18 protein-coding genes are annotated in these 16,721 nt (G+C 69.2%); 14 read left to right on the top strand and 4 right to left on the bottom strand.

Annotation, left to right across the window (positions count from 1 at the left end; genetic code table 11):
• The first annotated feature begins 163 nt into the window (after positions 1-163).
• Positions 164-568: a hypothetical protein gene (locus ASC98_RS27110; protein ID WP_056813161.1), complete on the top strand. Its 405-nt coding sequence runs from the start codon at positions 164-166 to the stop codon at positions 566-568.
• Positions 569-581: 13 nt separating this feature from the next.
• Here ASC98_RS27110 and ASC98_RS27115 read toward each other — a convergent pair whose 3' ends face one another.
• Positions 582-941 (bottom strand): phage holin family protein, encoded by a 360-nt coding sequence (locus ASC98_RS27115; RefSeq protein ID WP_056813778.1) that lies wholly within the window; start codon positions 939-941, stop codon positions 582-584.
• 283 nt (positions 942-1,224) lie between these two features.
• Between ASC98_RS27115 and ASC98_RS27120 the strand changes: the two genes are divergently transcribed.
• Positions 1,225-4,392 (top strand): S8 family serine peptidase, encoded by a 3,168-nt coding sequence (locus ASC98_RS27120; protein ID WP_056813164.1) that lies wholly within the window; start codon positions 1,225-1,227, stop codon positions 4,390-4,392.
• A gap of 60 nt (positions 4,393-4,452) precedes the next feature.
• Here the strand turns inward: ASC98_RS27120 and ASC98_RS27125 are convergent, their stop codons facing one another.
• Together ASC98_RS27125 and ASC98_RS30895 are read right to left on the bottom strand one after the other, a co-directional pair.
• The gene (locus ASC98_RS27125; protein WP_157597918.1) at positions 4,453-4,761 is read right to left on the bottom strand and encodes a hypothetical protein; all 309 of its coding nucleotides are present in this window, start codon (positions 4,759-4,761) and stop codon (positions 4,453-4,455) included.
• Complete coding sequence (locus tag ASC98_RS30895; protein ID WP_157597919.1) at positions 4,749-5,351, bottom strand: RHS repeat-associated core domain-containing protein; 603 nt, start codon at positions 5,349-5,351, stop codon at positions 4,749-4,751. Before ASC98_RS30895 ends, ASC98_RS27125 begins: the two co-directional genes overlap by 13 nt.
• Before the next feature lie 224 nt (positions 5,352-5,575).
• Here ASC98_RS30895 and ASC98_RS27130 point away from each other — a divergent pair, with 224 nt between their 5' ends.
• The 11 genes from ASC98_RS27130 to ASC98_RS27175 all read left to right on the top strand — a co-directional run bounded on the left by ASC98_RS27130 (position 5,576) and on the right by ASC98_RS27175 (position 15,373).
• Entirely contained in the window at positions 5,576-6,286 is a 711-nt protein-coding gene (locus ASC98_RS27130; protein WP_056813169.1) for an energy transducer TonB, read from the top strand.
• On the top strand, positions 6,283-7,035 hold the full coding sequence (locus ASC98_RS27135) for a MotA/TolQ/ExbB proton channel family protein (protein WP_056813173.1): 753 nt from the start codon (positions 6,283-6,285) through the stop codon (positions 7,033-7,035). The genes ASC98_RS27130 and ASC98_RS27135 overlap by 4 nt, the downstream gene beginning before the upstream one ends.
• Before the next feature lie 15 nt (positions 7,036-7,050).
• Positions 7,051-7,476 carry a biopolymer transporter ExbD gene (locus ASC98_RS27140; RefSeq protein WP_056813176.1) on the top strand — a complete coding sequence of 142 codons (426 nt, stop codon included), beginning with the start codon at positions 7,051-7,053 and terminating at the stop codon, positions 7,474-7,476.
• Positions 7,473-7,637, top strand: coding sequence for a hypothetical protein (locus tag ASC98_RS31405; protein WP_200953014.1), 165 nt, complete (start codon positions 7,473-7,475; stop codon positions 7,635-7,637). Before ASC98_RS27140 ends, ASC98_RS31405 begins: the two co-directional genes overlap by 4 nt.
• A 117-nt stretch (positions 7,638-7,754) precedes the next feature.
• Complete coding sequence (locus tag ASC98_RS27145; RefSeq protein WP_056813179.1) at positions 7,755-10,034, top strand: catecholate siderophore receptor Fiu; 2,280 nt, start codon at positions 7,755-7,757, stop codon at positions 10,032-10,034.
• A gap of 82 nt (positions 10,035-10,116) precedes the next feature.
• Positions 10,117-10,797: a Fe2+-dependent dioxygenase gene (locus tag ASC98_RS27150; protein ID WP_056813182.1), complete on the top strand. Its 681-nt coding sequence runs from the start codon at positions 10,117-10,119 to the stop codon at positions 10,795-10,797.
• Positions 10,797-11,444, top strand: a complete 648-nt coding sequence (locus ASC98_RS27155) for a PepSY-associated TM helix domain-containing protein (RefSeq protein WP_056813185.1) — start codon at positions 10,797-10,799, stop codon at positions 11,442-11,444. Before ASC98_RS27150 ends, ASC98_RS27155 begins: the two co-directional genes overlap by 1 nt.
• 34 nt (positions 11,445-11,478) lie before the next feature.
• A complete protein-coding gene (locus ASC98_RS27160; protein ID WP_056813188.1) occupies positions 11,479-11,997 on the top strand; it encodes a DUF2271 domain-containing protein in 519 nt (172 codons plus the stop codon).
• Positions 11,998-12,007: 10 nt separating this feature from the next.
• The gene (locus ASC98_RS27165) at positions 12,008-12,853 is read left to right on the top strand and encodes a DUF4198 domain-containing protein (RefSeq protein ID WP_056813191.1); all 846 of its coding nucleotides are present in this window, start codon (positions 12,008-12,010) and stop codon (positions 12,851-12,853) included.
• An 8-nt stretch (positions 12,854-12,861) separates the two neighbouring features.
• Complete coding sequence (locus ASC98_RS27170) at positions 12,862-13,905, top strand: FAD:protein FMN transferase (RefSeq protein ID WP_056813192.1); 1,044 nt, start codon at positions 12,862-12,864, stop codon at positions 13,903-13,905.
• A 94-nt stretch (positions 13,906-13,999) separates the two neighbouring features.
• Positions 14,000-15,373 (top strand): sulfite reductase subunit alpha, encoded by a 1,374-nt coding sequence (locus ASC98_RS27175; protein ID WP_056813193.1) that lies wholly within the window; start codon positions 14,000-14,002, stop codon positions 15,371-15,373.
• A 7-nt stretch (positions 15,374-15,380) separates the two neighbouring features.
• Here ASC98_RS27175 and ASC98_RS27180 read toward each other — a convergent pair whose 3' ends face one another.
• A complete protein-coding gene (locus tag ASC98_RS27180; protein ID WP_056813196.1) occupies positions 15,381-15,959 on the bottom strand; it encodes a DJ-1/PfpI family protein in 579 nt (192 codons plus the stop codon).
• Between the two features lie 316 nt (positions 15,960-16,275).
• Here ASC98_RS27180 and ASC98_RS29890 point away from each other — a divergent pair, with 316 nt between their 5' ends.
• Positions 16,276-16,710 carry an SWIB/MDM2 domain-containing protein gene (locus tag ASC98_RS29890; protein WP_073465225.1) on the top strand — a complete coding sequence of 145 codons (435 nt, stop codon included), beginning with the start codon at positions 16,276-16,278 and terminating at the stop codon, positions 16,708-16,710.
• Positions 16,711-16,721: the final 11 nt, after the last annotated feature.

Below are 16,721 nucleotides of genomic sequence, written 5' to 3' on the forward strand. Positions count from 1 at the left end.
CCTCGCAGCGATCGCCTCGTTCTTCGTCTTCGTCTTGCTTGGCATACATGCTCCTGGTCGTCATGCTATGCCTCGCACACAAAATTACTGACAGGCTCAGCAAAATGACACGACCACGGTCAGCGGAGTCGCCCACGAGCCGAGTTCAGCAGGCTTCAATTCCTTGACCGAGTTGACCAGGCAGATCGAGAGTCGCGAGTACGAGCCCGCAAACTACCAGTACGCCGAGCCCGCTCGTGCCGACAATGGAAAGGGCGGCTTCCGGTCACATTGCATCGAGACTCTGGATGTCGTCGAGGACCATTGCCAAGCCGATGACACAGAGAAGGCTTACAACGTCTTCTATGGCTACGCGACCAGCGTTGCCGAACAGACGCAGCCTCAGCAGGTCCACCTGATCAACTACGCAGAACTGCTGTGGATCGCGAATTTCGTGCAAAGCAGCCTGCCTCAACTGTGTTCGCACTCCGTCAACGGCCAGAATGCCGCCTTCAGGACGTTGATTTTCAACATGCGCACGCAGGCTCTGCGTCTGCCTGATCCACAGTGCCAGGAAGCTCGCGGCTGATAACGCCGAGTCTTCAACCGGCCTTCGACGAAAACACCGCCTCCAGAGCGGTATCGATCACCACCCCGCACAAGCTGTAGATCAACGACCCGATCAGCGCCGCGAAGAACCCGGCGACCGCCAGCCCGCTGAGCAGCTGCGCCGCGAAATAGAACATCAGCGCGTTGATCACGAACAGGAACAGCCCGAGCGTCAGCACCGTGACCGGCAGCGTCAGCAGCACCAGGACCGGCCGCAGCAGCGCGTTCAACAGGCCCAGCACCAGCGCGGCCAGCATCGCCGAGCCGAAGCTGGTCACCGTGACGCCAGGGTAGAGGTGGGCCACCAGCAGCAACGCGGCGGCCAGCAGGAGCCAGCGGACGAGGGTCTTCATCCGCGTGAGCATACCCGCGGCCCTCGCGCGGCCGCAATCGGGAGGGCGCCCGTCGCAGCGCCGGCCCGGGCCGTGGTCCGACGACCCAGGGTTTTCCGCTCCCCCTAGGGATAGGGGGCATGCATTGTCACGCCTTGACACACCGAAGCCGGGCCGCCGAGCATCCAGCTTCCCATCAACCCCACGCACAGCGCCGTCGCACGCACCCGTGCACAGCGCTGTCCCGGTCCCGCTTTCATGCAGTCGGACGGATCGGGTGGACGTGCCCCACAAGGAGTGTCTCGTGTCTATCCGAATTTCCTGGAAAGCCGGGCTGGCGGTCGTTGCCGCGCTCGTCCTGTCCGCCTGCGGCGGCGGAGGCAGCAGCGGCAGCGACGGCGCGCCCGATACCGCGTCCGCCGCGGATGCGCCGCTCGCCGATGCCCCGGTGCGCACCGTGCAGCAGATCGCTCTGCCCGGCGGCCGTGCCGACGTGCTCGATGCGCGCCTGTCGAAGGCGGCCGGTGCGGTCGACGTGTGGGTGACGCTCGACGACGCGCCGGTGGCCGCTGCCGCCGCGCAGCTCGCGATCGCCGCGTCGACCACCGAACGCACGCTGAGCGTGAAGACGCTGCGCGAAGCGCCGCAGGCCACGCGCGAAGCGCTGGCCGCGCACCGCAAGTCGGTGCTGTCGCACCAGGACGCGCTGCAGTCGCGCCTGAGCACGCTCGGCGCCCGGGAACTCGGCCGCGTCCACATGGCGCACAACGCCATCGCGGTGCGCGTCGACGCCTCGCAGCTGAAGGCCATCGCCGCGCTGCCGGGCGTCGCCAAGGTGCGCCGCGTCAACCACTACGAGATGAGCCTGAGCGAGACGGTGCCGTACATCGGCGCGGCCGCCGCGCAGCAGGCGGGGGCCGACGGCACCGGCGTGCGTGTGGCGGTGCTCGATTCGGGCATCGACTACACCCACCGGAACCTCGGCGGCGCCGGCACGCCGGAGGCCTACCTGAAGGCCTACGGCACCGACCCGAGCGATGCGCGCAACACCACCATCGACCCGAGCGTCTACCCGACCGCGAAGGTCGTCGGCGGCTTCGACTTCGTCGGTGACGTGTGGCCGAACGGCCCGCGCACCGAAGACCCGAACCCGATCGACTTCCAGGGCCACGGCACGCACGTCGCCGACATCATCGGCGGCAAGAGCCTGGACGGCACCCACAAGGGCGTCGCGCCCGGCGCGAAGCTGCTCGCGGTGCGGGTGTGCAGCGCGGTGGCGACCAGTTGCAACGGCGTGGCCATCCTGAAGGGCCTCGACTGGGCGCTCGACCCGAACGGCGACGGCGACACCTCCGACGCCGTCGACGTCGTCAACCTGTCGCTCGGCTCCGACTACGGCCAGGTGATCGACGACTCGACCGAAGCCATCTCGACGCTGGTGGATGCCGGCGTCGTCGCGGTGGTGGCCGCAGGGAATGCGGCGAACAAGCCGTACATCGTCAGCTCGCCGTCGATCGCCCCCGGGGCCATCAGCGTCGCGCAGACGCAGGTGCCGAGCGCGGTGGCCTTCGGCCTGAAGATCAATTCGCCGGCCTCGATCGCCGGCACCTACGGCAACACCGCGACGGTCGACTGGGCGCCGATCGCCGGCGGCTTCAGCGGCGACGTGGTCTTCGTCGGCACCGCCTGCCCGGGCGAGGCGCTGAAGGCCGATCCGGCCGGCAAGGTCGCGCTGATCGATCGCGGCACCTGCTCGGTCAGCCTGAAGGTGGATGCGGCCGGCGCGGCCGGTGCCACCGGCGTGCTGCTCGGCCTGGTCGCCCCTGGCGACGCGGTGTCGTTCAGCAATGGCGGCGGCACCCACTTCGTGCCGACGCTGGTGATCACGCAGTCGACCTCGAACAAGATCAAGGCCAACATCGCGGCACCGGTCAACGTGACGGTCAGCGACGGCACCAAGGTCGCCCTGGTCGGCAGCATGGCCAGCACCTCGGCGCGCGGCCCGAGCATCAGCTACCAGACCATCAAGCCCGAGATCGGCGCGCCCGGCGCGTCGGTGTCGGCGGTGGCCGGCAGTGCGACCGGCGAAGAGGCCTTCGGCGGCACCTCGGGGGCGACACCGATGATCGCCGGCTCGGCGGCCATCCTGATCGGCAAGTACCCGAACCGCACGCCGCTGCAGATCAAGTCGATGCTGATGAACAGCGCCAACACGGCGGTCTACACCAACCCGGCGCTGCTGCCGGGCGTGCTGGCGCCGATCACGCGCATCGGCGCGGGCGAGGTGCGGGTCAACAAGGCGCTGGCGCTGAACGCCATCGCCTACGAACCGACCTCGCTGTCGGCGGCGCTGTCGTTCGGCGCGCAGGAGGTGTCGGCCCCGGCCGAGTACGAGAAGAAGCTGGTGGTCGAGAACTTCGGCAGCACTGCCAAGACCTTCGCGATCAAGAGCGCCTTCCGCTTCGCTGACGACCAGGCCAGCGGCGCGGTGACGGTCTCGGCGCCGAGCTCGGTGAAGGTGGCGGCGGGCGGCCGCCAGACGATCACCGTGAAGCTGCGCGTGAACCCGGCGAAGCTGCCCGAGTGGACGCTCGACAGCGGCGCACTGGGCGGCAGCGGCGACCTGCTCGATGCACCGGAATACGACGGCTACCTGACGCTGACCGCCGGCACCGAACTGCTGAGCGTGCCGTGGCACATCCTGCCGCGCAAGGCGGCGCAGACGCTCGCGGTGGCGGCGGTGCGCCCGAACTGGCCGGGCGGCATCATCCTGATGGGCAACGTCGGCGCGGCCGACACCGAGTTCGACATCTTCGCGCTCACCGGCACCAGCAAGAAGGCCGATCCGTCCGAGCTGCCGAAGCCGGGCGACAACTTCGCGTTCATCGACATGCGCGCGATCGGCGTGCGCTACGTGGCCGATGCGGGGGCGCTGCAGTTCGCGCTGAGCACCTTCGGGCGGCGCGCGACGGCGAACTACCCGGCCGGCTTCGAGGTCGACATCGACGTCGACCGCGACGGCGTGCCGGACTTCGCGGTCTACAACGCGGAGCAGGGCGGGTTCGGTGTCACCGGCATCAACCTGATCAACGTGGTGAACCTCGCGACCGGCGTGGGAGGCGCCTATTACTACGCGGATGCGGACTTCAACTCGGCCAACATGATCATGACGGTGCCGCTCGCGGCACTGGGCCTGACGCCGGACCAGCAGTTCGACTTCACCGCGAGCGCGGCCGACAACTACTACACCGGCAACGTGACCGATGCGTTCGACAAGATGACCTTCACGCCGGCCAAGCCGCGCTACGCGGTCAACGGCGACAGCAGCGGCATCGTGCGCAGCCTGCGCATCCAGCGCGTGGACACGCTGACGCCGGTGGGCGGCGCGACGGCGTCGCCGTCGCAGACCGGCTTCCTGGTGATGCTGCGCCGCGAGGCGGGCACGGAAGCCCAGGTGATCGTCGCGAAGTGACGTGACGGCTTGAACCGACGGGCCGCGTTCGCGCGGCCCGTTTTCATTGGCGCGGCGAGTTCATCGGCAGAAGCGGAGATGCTCGCCGTCGGTCGCCTGCAGGTAGACCGAATCGGCCTTGACCGACAGGAACTCGACGGCTGACGCGGCGGAATGCGCATTGCACGCTTCCAGCCGGGTGCTGCGTCGGATCTTGTCGAGCATCAGCTCGCGTTCATGGATGCGGCCGTCGTTGAAGCCGACCGCGCGATAGGCATCGCGTGTGCGCACGTGAACCCATGCCGAGACGCAGATCAGCGCGGTGCAGATCAGCACGAGTGTCACGATGGCCCCACGAGGCCAGGGCCGAGGGCCGTTCATCTTGGGCATGTGCAGCGACGAATGACGGGGGTTTGTCCCGAGCGGAATCCCCAGTCATTCTCAATCACCCCGTGGGGCGCAGCGGAAATGGACCGGCCACTGGTCGATGCGATGCCAACGTGCCCCTGCCAGGCCAGCAGGTCACCGGGTTGTGCCGGCCCCGTGACGACCGGCCATCCGGGAACGGTGTAGCCCGACGTCGACAGGCTTTGTGCTCCGGGTGGGTACATCTCCAATGCGCGTGCGAGGACGCTGCCACCGATGTTCGGAAGGTGGTATCCGGCTGTCTCGAATTGCTCGTCGGCAAACAGATTGCACTTGTAAGTTCCCGGCCCGAATGCCCTGTTGACGTCTGATCGATCGGCGGCCCTGCTCCAGTCTCGTCGGTCCGAGCGTGCCAGCTGGAGAACATCGAGCGACTCGCCGCAGGGGCACAGCCCGTCCGGATCGACGTAGCGCAGCGGGTCGCCGTTGGCGTACGTATATGTGCTGGTGCCCGCAGCGAGTCCGAAGGGATCGGACTGGACATAGCCAGCCAGGGAGGGCTGCGTGAGCGCCCCACTGAGGGCAATCACCAGACAGCCGCGTGCGTGTTTCATGAGATGCCCCGATCTTCGAGTGGATGTGAGCGGCGCAGTCTAGGAAGCCGGGTTCGGCCGCTCAACCCGGCCGGATGTCTCACTCGAAAACCCTCACGCATTGAACTGCATCGCCTCGGTCGAACTCGGTCAACGCCATCCAATGAGAATCGTTCTCGTTTGTGTTAAAGTTTTTGAAGTAGTTTGAAGTTCTCCCCGCAGTACCCGCACCTCCAACCTCTGCCATGGCCGCCGTTCCCGTCTCCGCGACGCATCCGCCGTTGCCGCCGCTCAGCCGTCGGCCGGTGCGGACCGACGGGCTGTCGCGGGCTCAGTTGCGTGGCGTGGTCGCGGCGATTGCGGCGATCCACGTCGGCGCCGGCTGGGCGATCCTGCAGGTGCCCGCGGTGCGCGAGGCCGTCGTGCAGGCCGCGCCGATCTTCGTCAACCTGATCGCGCCGCCGGCCCCGCCCACGCCGCCCGCCCCGCCGCCTCCGCCGGTGAAACCGGTCACCCGCACGCCGCCGCCACCGACCCCGCTGGTCACCGCCGCGCCGTCGCCCGCACCGGCCGCGTTCGTCGCGCCGCCGCCGCCGGTCGAGCTGCCCCCCCCGCCCGCGCCGGTCGCGGTCGAAGCGCCACCCGCCCCGCCCGCGCCCCCGGCACCGCCGAAGCAGATCCCGGCGTCCGCGGTGCGCTACCTGAAGGCCGAGCCGCCGGAGTACCCGCGCGCCTCGAAGCGCCTGAAGGAAACCGGCAGCGTCGTCGTGCGCGTCTGGATCGATGAAGGCGGCCTGCCGCAATCGGTGCAGGTCGGCAAGTCGTCCGGCTATCCGCGGCTCGACGAAGCCGCCGTCGACGCGGTGCGCAAGTTCCGCTTCGAGCCCTACACCGAGAACGGCCGCCCGACCGCGGGCTGGGCCCTGATCCCGTTGAATTTTGATCTGGAGAAATGACCGTGAACGCAGACGCTGGCTTGGGATTCGGCCACTTCATCGCCCAGAGCGACGTGGTGGGCAAGACGCTGCTCGGCATCCTGGTGCTGATGTCGATCGCGTCGTGGGTGATCATCGCGATCAAGGGCCTGTCGCTGATCTCGCGCCGCCGCCACAGCCAGAGCTTCCTGAACTTCTTCTGGAATGCGACCTCGCTCGAGGCCGTCGCCAACGAGATCACCACGCACGGCGTGCACGACCCGTTCTCGCACCTGACCAGCCACGCGATGCATGCGCAGGCCCACCACGCGAAGTACGGCGCCGCCAAGCTCGAAGAGGCCGGCACCTCGGGCGAATTCGTCACGCGCACCATCAAGAAGGTGCTCGACGAGGAAACCACGCGGCTCGAGAACGGCCTCGCGATGCTGGCCACCGTCGGCGCCACCGCGCCCTTCGTCGGGCTGTTCGGCACGGTGTGGGGCGTCTACCACGCGCTGGTCGCGATCGGCATGAGCGGCGCCGGCACGCTGGACAAGGTCGCCGGCCCGGTCGGCGAGGCGTTGATCATGACCGGCCTGGGCCTCGCGGTCGCGATCCCCGCGGTGATGGGCTACAACTGGCTGACGCGCGCCAACCGCGTGATGTCGTCCAAGCTCGATGCCTTCGCGTACGAGCTGCACACCTTCGTGTCGATGGGCCAGCCGCTGGGCAATGAAGCCGCCCAACCGGCCAACGTGCGCGCACTGGCCACGCGGCCGGCCGCCGCCTGACGCGAGGTCGCCATCATGGCCTTCGCCAGTTTCGATTCGAAGAACGCCAGTGCCCCGATGGCGGAGATCAACATGGTCCCGCTGATCGACGTGATGCTGGTGCTGCTGGTGATCTTCATCATCACCGCGCCGCTGCTGACCAATGCCGTCAAGCTGGAGCTGCCGAAGGCGAGTTCGCAGGTCAACCAGTCGCCGGCCGACAAGGTCGAGTTCGCGATCGACGCCGGCGGCCTGCTGTACTGGAACGGCGAGGTCGTCACCCGGCCCGAGGCGCAGAAGCGCTTCGCCGCCGAAAGCGGCAAGCAGCCGCAACCCGAGATCCACCTGCGCGCCGACCAGGCGGTGGCCTACCGCTACGTCGCGCAGACGCTGGCCGATGCGTCGAAGGCCGGCCTGACCAAGGTCGGCTTCGTCAGCGAGCCGGAAGCGGCGCAGCCATGAACGCGACGCTGCGCCTGTGGGGCTGGCCGGTCGGCCTGGCGGTGCTGAGCGCCGTCGGCCTGCTGTCGGCGCTGCTCGGCGACGGCGCCTGGGATGCGCTGTCATGGGCCGCGCTCGGCCTGCCCACCGGCATCGCGGGCTGGTACGCACTGCGCCGCTGACACGAGTTTCTCCATCCAGCCGGCGCCGGTCTCGGGCCGGCTGTTTTTACGATTCCACACGGTCCCGCCAGCCACCGCGCGAGCCACGACAACAACAAACCCCACCAGGAGCACCCCTTGGCCTACATCAAGAGCCGCAAGCACGCGGCAAGCAAGACATCCGCGTTGGCCCAGATCGGCCTGATGGCCGTCGCGTTGCCGGTGGCAGCGCAGACCGCACCGGTCGCCGACGCCCCGAAGAAGCCGGATGCCCCCGAAACCACGCTGCCCGCGCTGCGCGTCACCGGCCAGTCCGGCAGCGAGTTCAAGGCCGACAACGCGTCGAGCCCGAAGTTCACGCAGCCGCTGCTGGACACGCCGCAGACCATCACGGTGATCAAGAAGGAAGTGCTGCAGCAGCAGGTCGCGACCACGCTCGCCGAGGCATTGCGCAACACCCCGGGCATCACGATGCAGCTCGGCGAGAACGGCAACACGACGACCGGCGACTCGATCTTCATGCGCGGCTTCGACACGACGAACAGCATCTTCGTCGACGGCATCCGCGACCTGGGCAACATCTCGCGCGACGTGTTCAACGTCGAGCAGGTCGAGGTGATCAAGGGCCCGTCGGGCTCCGACAACGGCCGCGGCGCGTCGTCGGGCTATGTCAACCTGGTGTCGAAGACCGCCGGCCGCGAGGCCTTCGACAACGGCACGCTGACGGTCGGCACCGCCAGCCGCGTGCGCGCCACGGCCGACCTGAACCGTCCGCTGGACCTCGGCATCCCGGGCTCGGCGCTGCGCCTGAACGTGCTCGCGCAGGACTACGGCACGCCCGGCCGCGACGAGGTCAAGAGCAAGCGCTTCGGCTTCGCGCCGTCGCTGGTGCTCGGCCTCGGCACGCCGACGCGCACCACCTTCAACTACCTGTACGTCGACCAGAAGAACGTGCCGGACGGCGGCGTGTCGACCTTCGGCGTGTCCGACTGGCGTCCCGCCACGGGCATGGTGTCCGGCGCACCGGTCGATTCGAAGAACTTCTACGGTTCGACCGACGATTTCGACGACATCACGCTGCACATGTTCACCGCGCGCGTCGAGCACGACCTGTCGGCCGGCACCACGCTGCGCAACACGACGCGCCTGGGCCACACCGAGCAGGACTTCGTGCTGACCGGCGTCAACGCCGTGACCTCGCCCACCGGCACCGACCCCGCCACCTGGACCGTCGCGCGCACCCGCCAGGGCCGCCACCAGACGAACGAGATCCTGACCAACCAGACCAACCTGAGCACCGAGTTCAAGACCGGCGGCATCGGGCACTCGCTGTCGACCGGCTTCGAGTTCATCTACGAGCGCCAGAACCAGGTCAACAAGTCGGTACTCGGCGCGGCGCAAGGCGCGGCCAACCTGTACCACCCCAGCACCGGCGACGTGTTCCGCCCGCTCAGCGACACCGGGGCTTACACCAAGGGCAGCACGCTGAGCGCGGCGGCCTACGCCTTCGACACGCTGAAGTTCTCGGAGCAGTGGCTGCTGAACGGCGGGCTGCGCTGGGAGAAATTCCACACCGAGACCAACAGCGCCACCTACAGCGCGACGGCGACGCCCAACCTGGTCCAGAACCCGGGCCTCGGGCTGACCGACAACCTGCTGAGCTGGAAGGTCGGCGCGCTGTTCAAGCCGACGCAGGACGGCAGCGTCTACCTGACGGTGTCGAACTCCTACCAGCCGCCGGGCGGCGCGAACTTCTCGCTGAACGCCGCGAGCACCAACCAGGCGAGTCCGAACACCGATCCGCAGGAAGGCAGCAACATCGAGCTCGGCACCAAGTGGGACCTGTTCGGCGGCAAGCTGGCGGCCACCGCGGCGATCTACCGCAGCGAGAACAAGAACGAGCTGGTTTCCGACGGTGCCACGTCTCCGACCTTCACGCAGGTGGGCAAGCGCCGCGTCGACGGTGTCGAGCTCGGCCTGGTCGGCCAGGTGACGCCGGCGCTGAACCTGAGTGCGGGCGTGGCCTACATGGACCCGAAGATCATCCGCGGCGTGCCGGCCGGTGCCAGTGCGACCAACGGCGGCCTGATCGTCTACTCGCCGAAGGTGACCTTCAGCTCGTGGGCCTCGTACAAGGCGCTCGACAAGCTGACCGTCGGCGGCGGCGTGCGCTATGTCGACACCGTCGCGCGCAGCAGCAACCTCACCCCGGGCACCACGCCCAACCTGATCAACACCGAGTCGTACACGGTGGCCGATGCGATGGTGGCGTACGACCTCAGCAAGAACGTCTCGTTGCAGCTGAACGTCAACAACCTGTTCGACAAGGAGTACGTCGCGTCGGTCAACAATGGCGGCTCGCGCTACAAGCCGGGCGAACCGCGCAGCGCACTGCTGAGCGCCAACTTCAAGTACTGAAAATGAGGCCCCCACGTCGCTTCGCTCCTGCCCCCCGAGGGGGCGCTCAGCCTCCTTGGGGCGGCCCGGCGGAGGCTGGACGATGATGCTCCACGTGCCCGGCGTGCTGACGCCGTCCCAGGTCGCCGAGATCCGCGAGGCCATCGATGCGGCCGACTGGAACGACGGCCGCGAGACGGTCGGCGCGCAGGGTGCGCAGGTCAAGCGCAACCGCCAGCTGCCCGAGGCCGGGCCGCTGACGCAGCGCTTCGGCGCGGTCATCCTGAAGGCGCTGGAAGCGAATCCACTGTTCGTCTCGGCCGCGCTGCCGCTGCGCTACGTGCCGCCGCTGTTCAACCGCTATGAAGGCGGCGAGCAGTACGGCCTGCACGTCGACGGCGCGGTGCGCGCAGTGCCCGGCACGAGCCTGCGGCTGCGCACCGACCTGTCGTGCACGCTGTTCCTGGCCGACCCCGGCGACTACGACGGCGGCGAACTGGAGGTGATGGACACCTACGGCGCACACGAGGTCAAGCTGCCGGCCGGCGACCTGATCCTCTACCCGTCGAGCAGCCTGCACCGGGTGCTGCCGGTCACGCGCGGCGCGCGCGTCTGCTCGTTCTTCTGGCTGCAGAGCCTGGTGCGCGACGATGCGCAACGCGGCATGCTGTTCGAGCTCGACCAGGCCATCCAGCACCTGCGCGAGCGCCATGGCGACACCACCGAGCTGCTCGCGCTGACCGGCCACTATCACAACCTGCTGCGGATGTGGTCCGAGGTCTGATGGACTCCGCAGCACCCGCGAAGCATGCGACGGCCTCCGCGCCGCAGCGCGCCTACTGGCTGAAGACGCTGCACCAGTGGCACTGGATCAGCTCGGCGCTGAGCCTGGTCGGCCTGCTGCTGTTCACCGTCACCGGTTTCACGCTGAACCACGCGTCGCAGATCGAAGCGAAGCCGCAGGTCGCGAAGCGCGCGGCGCAGGTGCCGCCCGCGCTGCTGCCGCTGGTCACCGCGACGCCGGCAGACGACAAGCAGCCGCTGCCGCCGGCGCTGGCCGCCTGGGTCGAGCAATCGCTCGCGATCGAGGTTTCCGGCCGCGCGGCCGAATGGTCGCCCGAAGAGATTTACCTGCCGTTGCCGCGGCCCGGTGGCGACGCCTGGCTGCGCATCGATCGCGCCGAGGGCGCTCTCGAATACGAACGCACCGACCGCGGCTGGATCTCGTACCTGAACGACCTGCACAAGGGCCGCCACACCGGCGCGGCCTGGAGCTGGTTCATCGACCTGTTCGCCGCGTCGTGCCTGGTGTTCTCGGTGACCGGGCTGTTCATCCTGAAGATGCACGCCGCCAAGCGCCCGAGCACCTGGCCGGTGGTGGCCGGCGGCCTGGTGCTGCCGCTGCTGCTGGCGATCCTGTTCATCCATTGATCCCGCATTCCTGAATCTCTGCAGAAGGACCCCCATGAAACTGAGCTATTCGATGGCGATGGGCGCGGCCGCCGCGCTGGCCGCGCCGGCTTTCGCGGCCGATGCGAGCCTGAAGCTGGAGCTGCCGCAACTGAGCGTGGCCGAGTACCACAAGCCCTATGTGGCGGTGTGGGTCGAGAAGGCGTCGGACCAGGGCTTCGCGTCCAACGTCGCGCTCTGGTACGACCTGAAGAAGCGCGACAACGGCGGCGCGAAGTGGCTGAAGGACATGCGCAGCTGGTGGCGCAAGAGCGGGCGCGAGCTGCAGACGCCGATCGACGGCGTCACCGCGGCGACCCGCGCGCCGGGCGAGCACGTGATCGGCCTGTCGAGCGCGAAGGGGCTGGCCGCGCTGCCGCCGGGCAGCTACCAGCTGGTGGTCGAGGCGGCGCGCGAGAACGGCGGCCGCGAGGTGGTGCGCCTGCCGTTCGACTGGCCGGTGAAGGCGCCGCAGACCGCGAAGGCGCAGGGCGAGCATGAGCTCGGCGCCGTTGCGCTCGAACTGAAGCCCTGAGGAGCCGCGCATGAAGACACTTCACCGAATGAACCTCGCGCTGCTTGCCGCGGTCGCGTCGGCCACGCTGTTGCCCGGCGCCGCGCAGGCGCACCGCACCTGGCTGGTGCCGTCGGCCACCGTCGTCAGCGGCCGCGACGCCGCCGTCACGGTCGACGCCGCGGTCTCCGAAGACCTGTTCGAGTACGACACCAACGCGCTGGCGCTGGACAAGCTCAGCGTCGTCGCGCCCGACGGCAGCCTCGTTGCGCCCGAGAACCTCAGCACCGCGCGCCGCCGCAGCAGCTTCGACGTGAAGCTCGCGCAGCCGGGCACCTACCGCATCGTCAACAGCAGCGAGAGCGTGTTTGCGAACTACAAGCTGAACGGCGAGCCGAAGCGCTGGCGCGGCACCGCCGAGGCGATGGCCAAGGAGATCCCGGCCGATGCGAAGGAGCTGCAGGTCACGCGCATGCAGAGCCGCGTCGAGACCTGGGTCAGCAATGAGGCGAAGGGCGAGAAGGCCGACAAGCCGGCCACCGACAAGGCTTTCGCGCCGCAAGGCAGCGGGCTGGAGTTCATCCCGCTGACCGCGCCGACCGACCTGAGCGCCGGCGACAGCTCCAGCTTCCGCGTGCTGCTCGACGGCAAGCCCGCCGCCAACCTCGACGTGACGATCCTGCGCGGCGGCAACCGCTACCGCTACAAGCTCGGCGAGATCGCGCTGAAGACCGATGCGCAAGGCCAGTTCAGCGTCAAGTGGCCGGAGGCCGGGCGCTACTGGATCGGCGTCAGCCACAGCGTGCGCGCGGCCGAAGGTACGCTGCCGACGCGTCGCGTGAACGCCAGCGCGACGGTCGAAGTGCTGCCGCAGTAAAGACGACGATGCAGACGGCGCGGGTGCTGGTCCCGCAGCGCATCGCGACCCGCGCGCCGGCGCTCGGCGCGCAGGTGCATGCGCTGCAGGGCGTCACGATGGGCACGAGCTGGTCGGTGCGCGTCGTCGGCCCGCGCGCGCTCGACCTCGCGCCGGTGGCGCAGGCGATCCAGCAGGAGCTGGACCTCGTCGTCGCGCAGATGAGCCCATGGGAAGCGGGCTCGGACATCAGCCGCTTCAACCGGGCGCCGGCCGGCAGCTGGCACGCGTTGCCCGAGGCCTTTGCCGAGGTGCTGGATGGCGCGCTGCAGGTCGCGCGCGACAGCGACGGCGCCTACGACCCGACCGCCGGCGCGCTGGTCGACGCCTGGGGCTTCGGGCCGCGGCAGCGCCACGACGAGCCCGGCTTCATGCCGCCCGGCGAGGTGGCGGTGCAGGCGGCGCGGGCCGTCAGCGGTTGGCAGCGGCTGCAGACCGGCCTGCGTGGCGTGCGGCAACCCGGCGGCCTGCGGCTGGACCTGTCGGCGATTGCGAAAGGCCATGCGGTCGACCGCGTCGTGCAGCGGCTCGCACGTGCATTCGGGCTCGACGACGTGCTGGTCGAGGTCGGCGGCGAGCTGCGCGGCGAGGGCGTCAAACCCGACGGGCAACCGTGGTGGGTTGCGCTGGAACCGGTACCGCGCTGGCATGACGGCGGCTGGCAGGTCGATGCCGATTCCGGATTGACGCCGACGCGTGTCGCGCTGCACGGCCTCGCCGTCGCGACCTCGGGCGACCACCGGCGCTTCTTCATGCACGATGACCGCCGCTACCCGCACACGATCGACCCGCGGACCGGCCGGCCGATCGACCACGGCGTGGCGGTCGTGACGGTGCTCGACGCGTCGTGCATGCGCGCGGATGCGCTGTCGACGGCGCTGACGGTGATGGGGCCGCAGGCCGGCCTGCCGTGGGCCGCGCAGCGCGGCATCGCGGCCTTGTTCGTCACGCGGCGCGCCGACGGCGGGCTCGACGAGCACGTCACGCCGGCGTTCGCGGCGCTCGAACAGTGAAACATCCCCCCCGAAGCGCCTTCGGCGCCTCCCCCCAGGGGGCGCCGCCAGCGGCCCGGCAAAGCCGGTTCCGCGGCGTCCGCTGGATCACGCCATGAGCCCCGCGTCACGCACGTTGTGGGCGTGCGCCGTCGCGCTCGCCTACCTCGCGTTCTGCGCCTTCATCGCGTGGCGCGAACGGCGCCGGCGCGGCGCGGCGTCGCGCGATGCCGCCGCGCTCGACCATGCCGACGCGAGCGCCGCACCGGTGCTGGTCGCGTTCGCGAGCCAGACCGGCTTCGCCGAACAGCTCGCGTGGCAGACCGCGCGGCTGCTGCACACCGCCGGCGTGCCGGTGCGGCTGCTGCCGCTCGGCGAATTGCGGCCCGACGAACTCGCGCGCACCGAGCGGGCGCTGTTCATCGTCAGCACCTATGGCGAGGGCGACGCGCCCGATGCGGCCTCGGCCTTCGCACGCCACATGGTCGACGGCGGCCAGCCGCTGCCGCAGCTGCACCACGCGGTGCTGGCGCTCGGCGACCGCAGCTACGCGCAGTTCTGCGGCTTCGGCCGCCGGCTCGACGGCTGGCTGCAGGTGCAGGGCGCGACGCCGCTGTTCGAGCGCATCGAGCTCGACAACGACGACGCGGCGGCACTGAAGCAGTGGCAGCAGCAGGTCGCCCACCTCGCCGGCACGGTCGACCTGCCCGATTGGCAGGCGCCGAGTTTCGACGACTGGCGGCTGGTCGCGCGGCGCGTGCTGAACGACGGCAGCAGCGCCGCGCCGGTGTGCCACCTGGAACTGGAGCCGGCCGACGGCGCGCCGCTGCCCGCGTGGCAGGCGGGCGACCTGGTGCAGGTGCAAGCACCGGCCGACCCGCAACGACCGCGGGAGTACACGATCGCGTCGGTGCCCGCGGCGGGCCGGCTGCACCTGATGGTGCGGCAGGAGCGGCATGCGGATGGCGGTCTCGGCGTCGCGTCGGGCTGGCTGACCGCGCAGCTGCAGCCGGGCGATCGGGTGCCGCTGCGGCTGCGCGCGCACGGCAGTTTCCGGATCGGCGACAACGCGGCGCGCCCGCTGGTGCTGATCGGCAACGGCACCGGCCTGGCGGGCCTCAGAAGCCACCTGATGGCGCGCGCGGAAGCTCGGGCACCCGAGGCCTGCTGGCTGCTGTTCGGCGAGCGCCAGGCCGCGCATGACGCGCATTACGCCGACGACACCGATCGCTGGCAGGCGGCCGGCGTGCTCGCGCAGGTCGACCGGGTGTTCTCGCGCGACCAGCCCGAGCGGCACTACGTGCAGCACCGCGTGCTCGAAGAAGCCGCGCGGCTGCGCGAATGGGTGGCCGGCGGCGCCGCAATCTATGTGTGCGGCAGCCTGGCGGGCATGGCCGCCGGCGTCGACGACGCGCTCACGCAGGTGCTCGGCGCGGCGCAGCTGGCCGCATTGGCAGACGCCGGCCGCTACCGGCGCGACGTGTACTGAGCCTGCGTCAAAGCTGGATCCGGGTGCCCAGCACGGTGAGGAACTGCGACAGCCAGGCCGCATGCGCCGGCCAGGCCGGGGCGGTGACGAGCTTGCCGTCGGTCACCGCCTGGTCGACCTCGATCGCCGCATAGCTCGCGCCGGCCAGCTCCACCTCGGCCGCGCAGGCCGGGTAGGCCGACACCCGCTTGCCGCGGATCACGCCGGCCGCCGCGAGCAACTGCGCACCGTGGCACACCGCGGCGATCGGCTTGTCGGCGCGCGAGAAGTGCTGCACCAGCGCGATCACGGACTTGTTCATGCGCAGGTACTCGGGCGCCCGCCCGCCGGGAATCAGCAGCGCGTCGTAGTCCTCGCCCTTCACCGACGCGAAGCTCGCGTTCAGCGTGAAGCGGTGGCCGGGCTTCTCGGAGTAGGTCTGCTGGCCCTCGAAATCGTGCACCGCGGTCATCACGAAATCGCCGGCCTGCTTGTCCGGACAGGCTGCATGCACCGTGTGGCCGACCATCTGCAGCGCCTGGAACGGCACCATGGTCTCGTAGTCCTCGGCGTAGTCGCCGACCAGCATCAGGATCTTCTTGCCCATCGTTCGTCTCCTTCGACAGAGAACGGCGACGCACCATGCGAGGCCGTCGAGACGCATTCTGCGAGCGTTCGACGCGCAGCGCGAATGCCCCTCGACGGCACGTGTCGAGCACCTCGAGAGCACGCAGGTGAGGCTCACAGGCGACAAAACATCGCGCGAAGGCGCATGAATGCGTGTTTTACCTATGAAAACTGCTTCTCAATGCAGCACTCTCGCAGTAGTATTCGCTCCGCACGTGGACCTGGAGAACCGAGAGCTCATGCGGCTCTCACCCAACCCGGGCACATCAACAACGTTATTGATGGAGAAATTCAACATGGCAACTGCGAAACCGCCCGCTCGGAAAGCGGCTCCTGCAAAGAAAGCGGCACCGGCCAAGAAGGCTGCACCCGCGAAGAAAGTAGCGGCCAAGAAGGCCGCCCCGGCCAAGAAGGCCGCTCCCGCCAAGAAGGCAGCGCCGGCCAAGAAGGCCGCTGCGAAGAAGGCCGCTCCGGCCAAGAAGCGCACCCCGAACGCTGCCTTCATGAAGGCCATGACCCCGAGCCCGACGCTGGCTGCCGTGATCGGCGCCAACCCGCTGCCGCGCACGGAAGTGACCAAGAAGGTGTGGGAGTACATCAAGAAGAACGACCTGCAGGACAAGGCCAAGCGCACGATGATCAACGCCGACGCCAAGCTGAAGGAAATCTTCAAGAAGGCCCAGGTCTCGATGTTCGAGATGACCAAGCTGATCAACGGCCACCTGAAGTAATCAGGTTCCGT

The organism is Rhizobacter sp. Root1238, assembly GCF_001425825.1.
Lineage (GTDB): Bacteria > Pseudomonadota > Gammaproteobacteria > Burkholderiales > Burkholderiaceae_C > Rhizobacter.

What these genes read in the sequence shown, in the direction of transcription:
- ASC98_RS27115 (WP_056813778.1), bottom strand. Translation starts at nt 941, where the DNA reads ATGAAGACCCTCGTCCGCTGGCTCCTGCTGGCCGCCGCGTTGCTGCTG.
- ASC98_RS27125 (WP_157597918.1), bottom strand. Translation starts at nt 4,761, where the DNA reads ATGCCCAAGATGAACGGCCCTCGGCCCTGGCCTCGTGGGGCCATCGTG.
- ASC98_RS30895 (WP_157597919.1), bottom strand. Translation starts at nt 5,351, where the DNA reads ATGAAACACGCACGCGGCTGTCTGGTGATTGCCCTCAGTGGGGCGCTC.
- ASC98_RS27130 (WP_056813169.1), top strand. Translation starts at nt 5,576, where the DNA reads ATGGCCGCCGTTCCCGTCTCCGCGACGCATCCGCCGTTGCCGCCGCTC.
- ASC98_RS27135 (WP_056813173.1), top strand. Translation starts at nt 6,283, where the DNA reads ATGACCGTGAACGCAGACGCTGGCTTGGGATTCGGCCACTTCATCGCC.
- ASC98_RS27140 (WP_056813176.1), top strand. Translation starts at nt 7,051, where the DNA reads ATGGCCTTCGCCAGTTTCGATTCGAAGAACGCCAGTGCCCCGATGGCG.
- ASC98_RS31405 (WP_200953014.1), top strand. Translation starts at nt 7,473, where the DNA reads ATGAACGCGACGCTGCGCCTGTGGGGCTGGCCGGTCGGCCTGGCGGTG.
- ASC98_RS27150 (WP_056813182.1), top strand. Translation starts at nt 10,117, where the DNA reads ATGATGCTCCACGTGCCCGGCGTGCTGACGCCGTCCCAGGTCGCCGAG.
- ASC98_RS27155 (WP_056813185.1), top strand. Translation starts at nt 10,797, where the DNA reads ATGGACTCCGCAGCACCCGCGAAGCATGCGACGGCCTCCGCGCCGCAG.
- ASC98_RS27160 (WP_056813188.1), top strand. Translation starts at nt 11,479, where the DNA reads ATGAAACTGAGCTATTCGATGGCGATGGGCGCGGCCGCCGCGCTGGCC.
- ASC98_RS27165 (WP_056813191.1), top strand. Translation starts at nt 12,008, where the DNA reads ATGAAGACACTTCACCGAATGAACCTCGCGCTGCTTGCCGCGGTCGCG.
- ASC98_RS27170 (WP_056813192.1), top strand. Translation starts at nt 12,862, where the DNA reads ATGCAGACGGCGCGGGTGCTGGTCCCGCAGCGCATCGCGACCCGCGCG.
- ASC98_RS27175 (WP_056813193.1), top strand. Translation starts at nt 14,000, where the DNA reads ATGAGCCCCGCGTCACGCACGTTGTGGGCGTGCGCCGTCGCGCTCGCC.
- ASC98_RS27180 (WP_056813196.1), bottom strand. Translation starts at nt 15,959, where the DNA reads ATGGGCAAGAAGATCCTGATGCTGGTCGGCGACTACGCCGAGGACTAC.
- ASC98_RS29890 (WP_073465225.1), top strand. Translation starts at nt 16,276, where the DNA reads ATGGCAACTGCGAAACCGCCCGCTCGGAAAGCGGCTCCTGCAAAGAAA.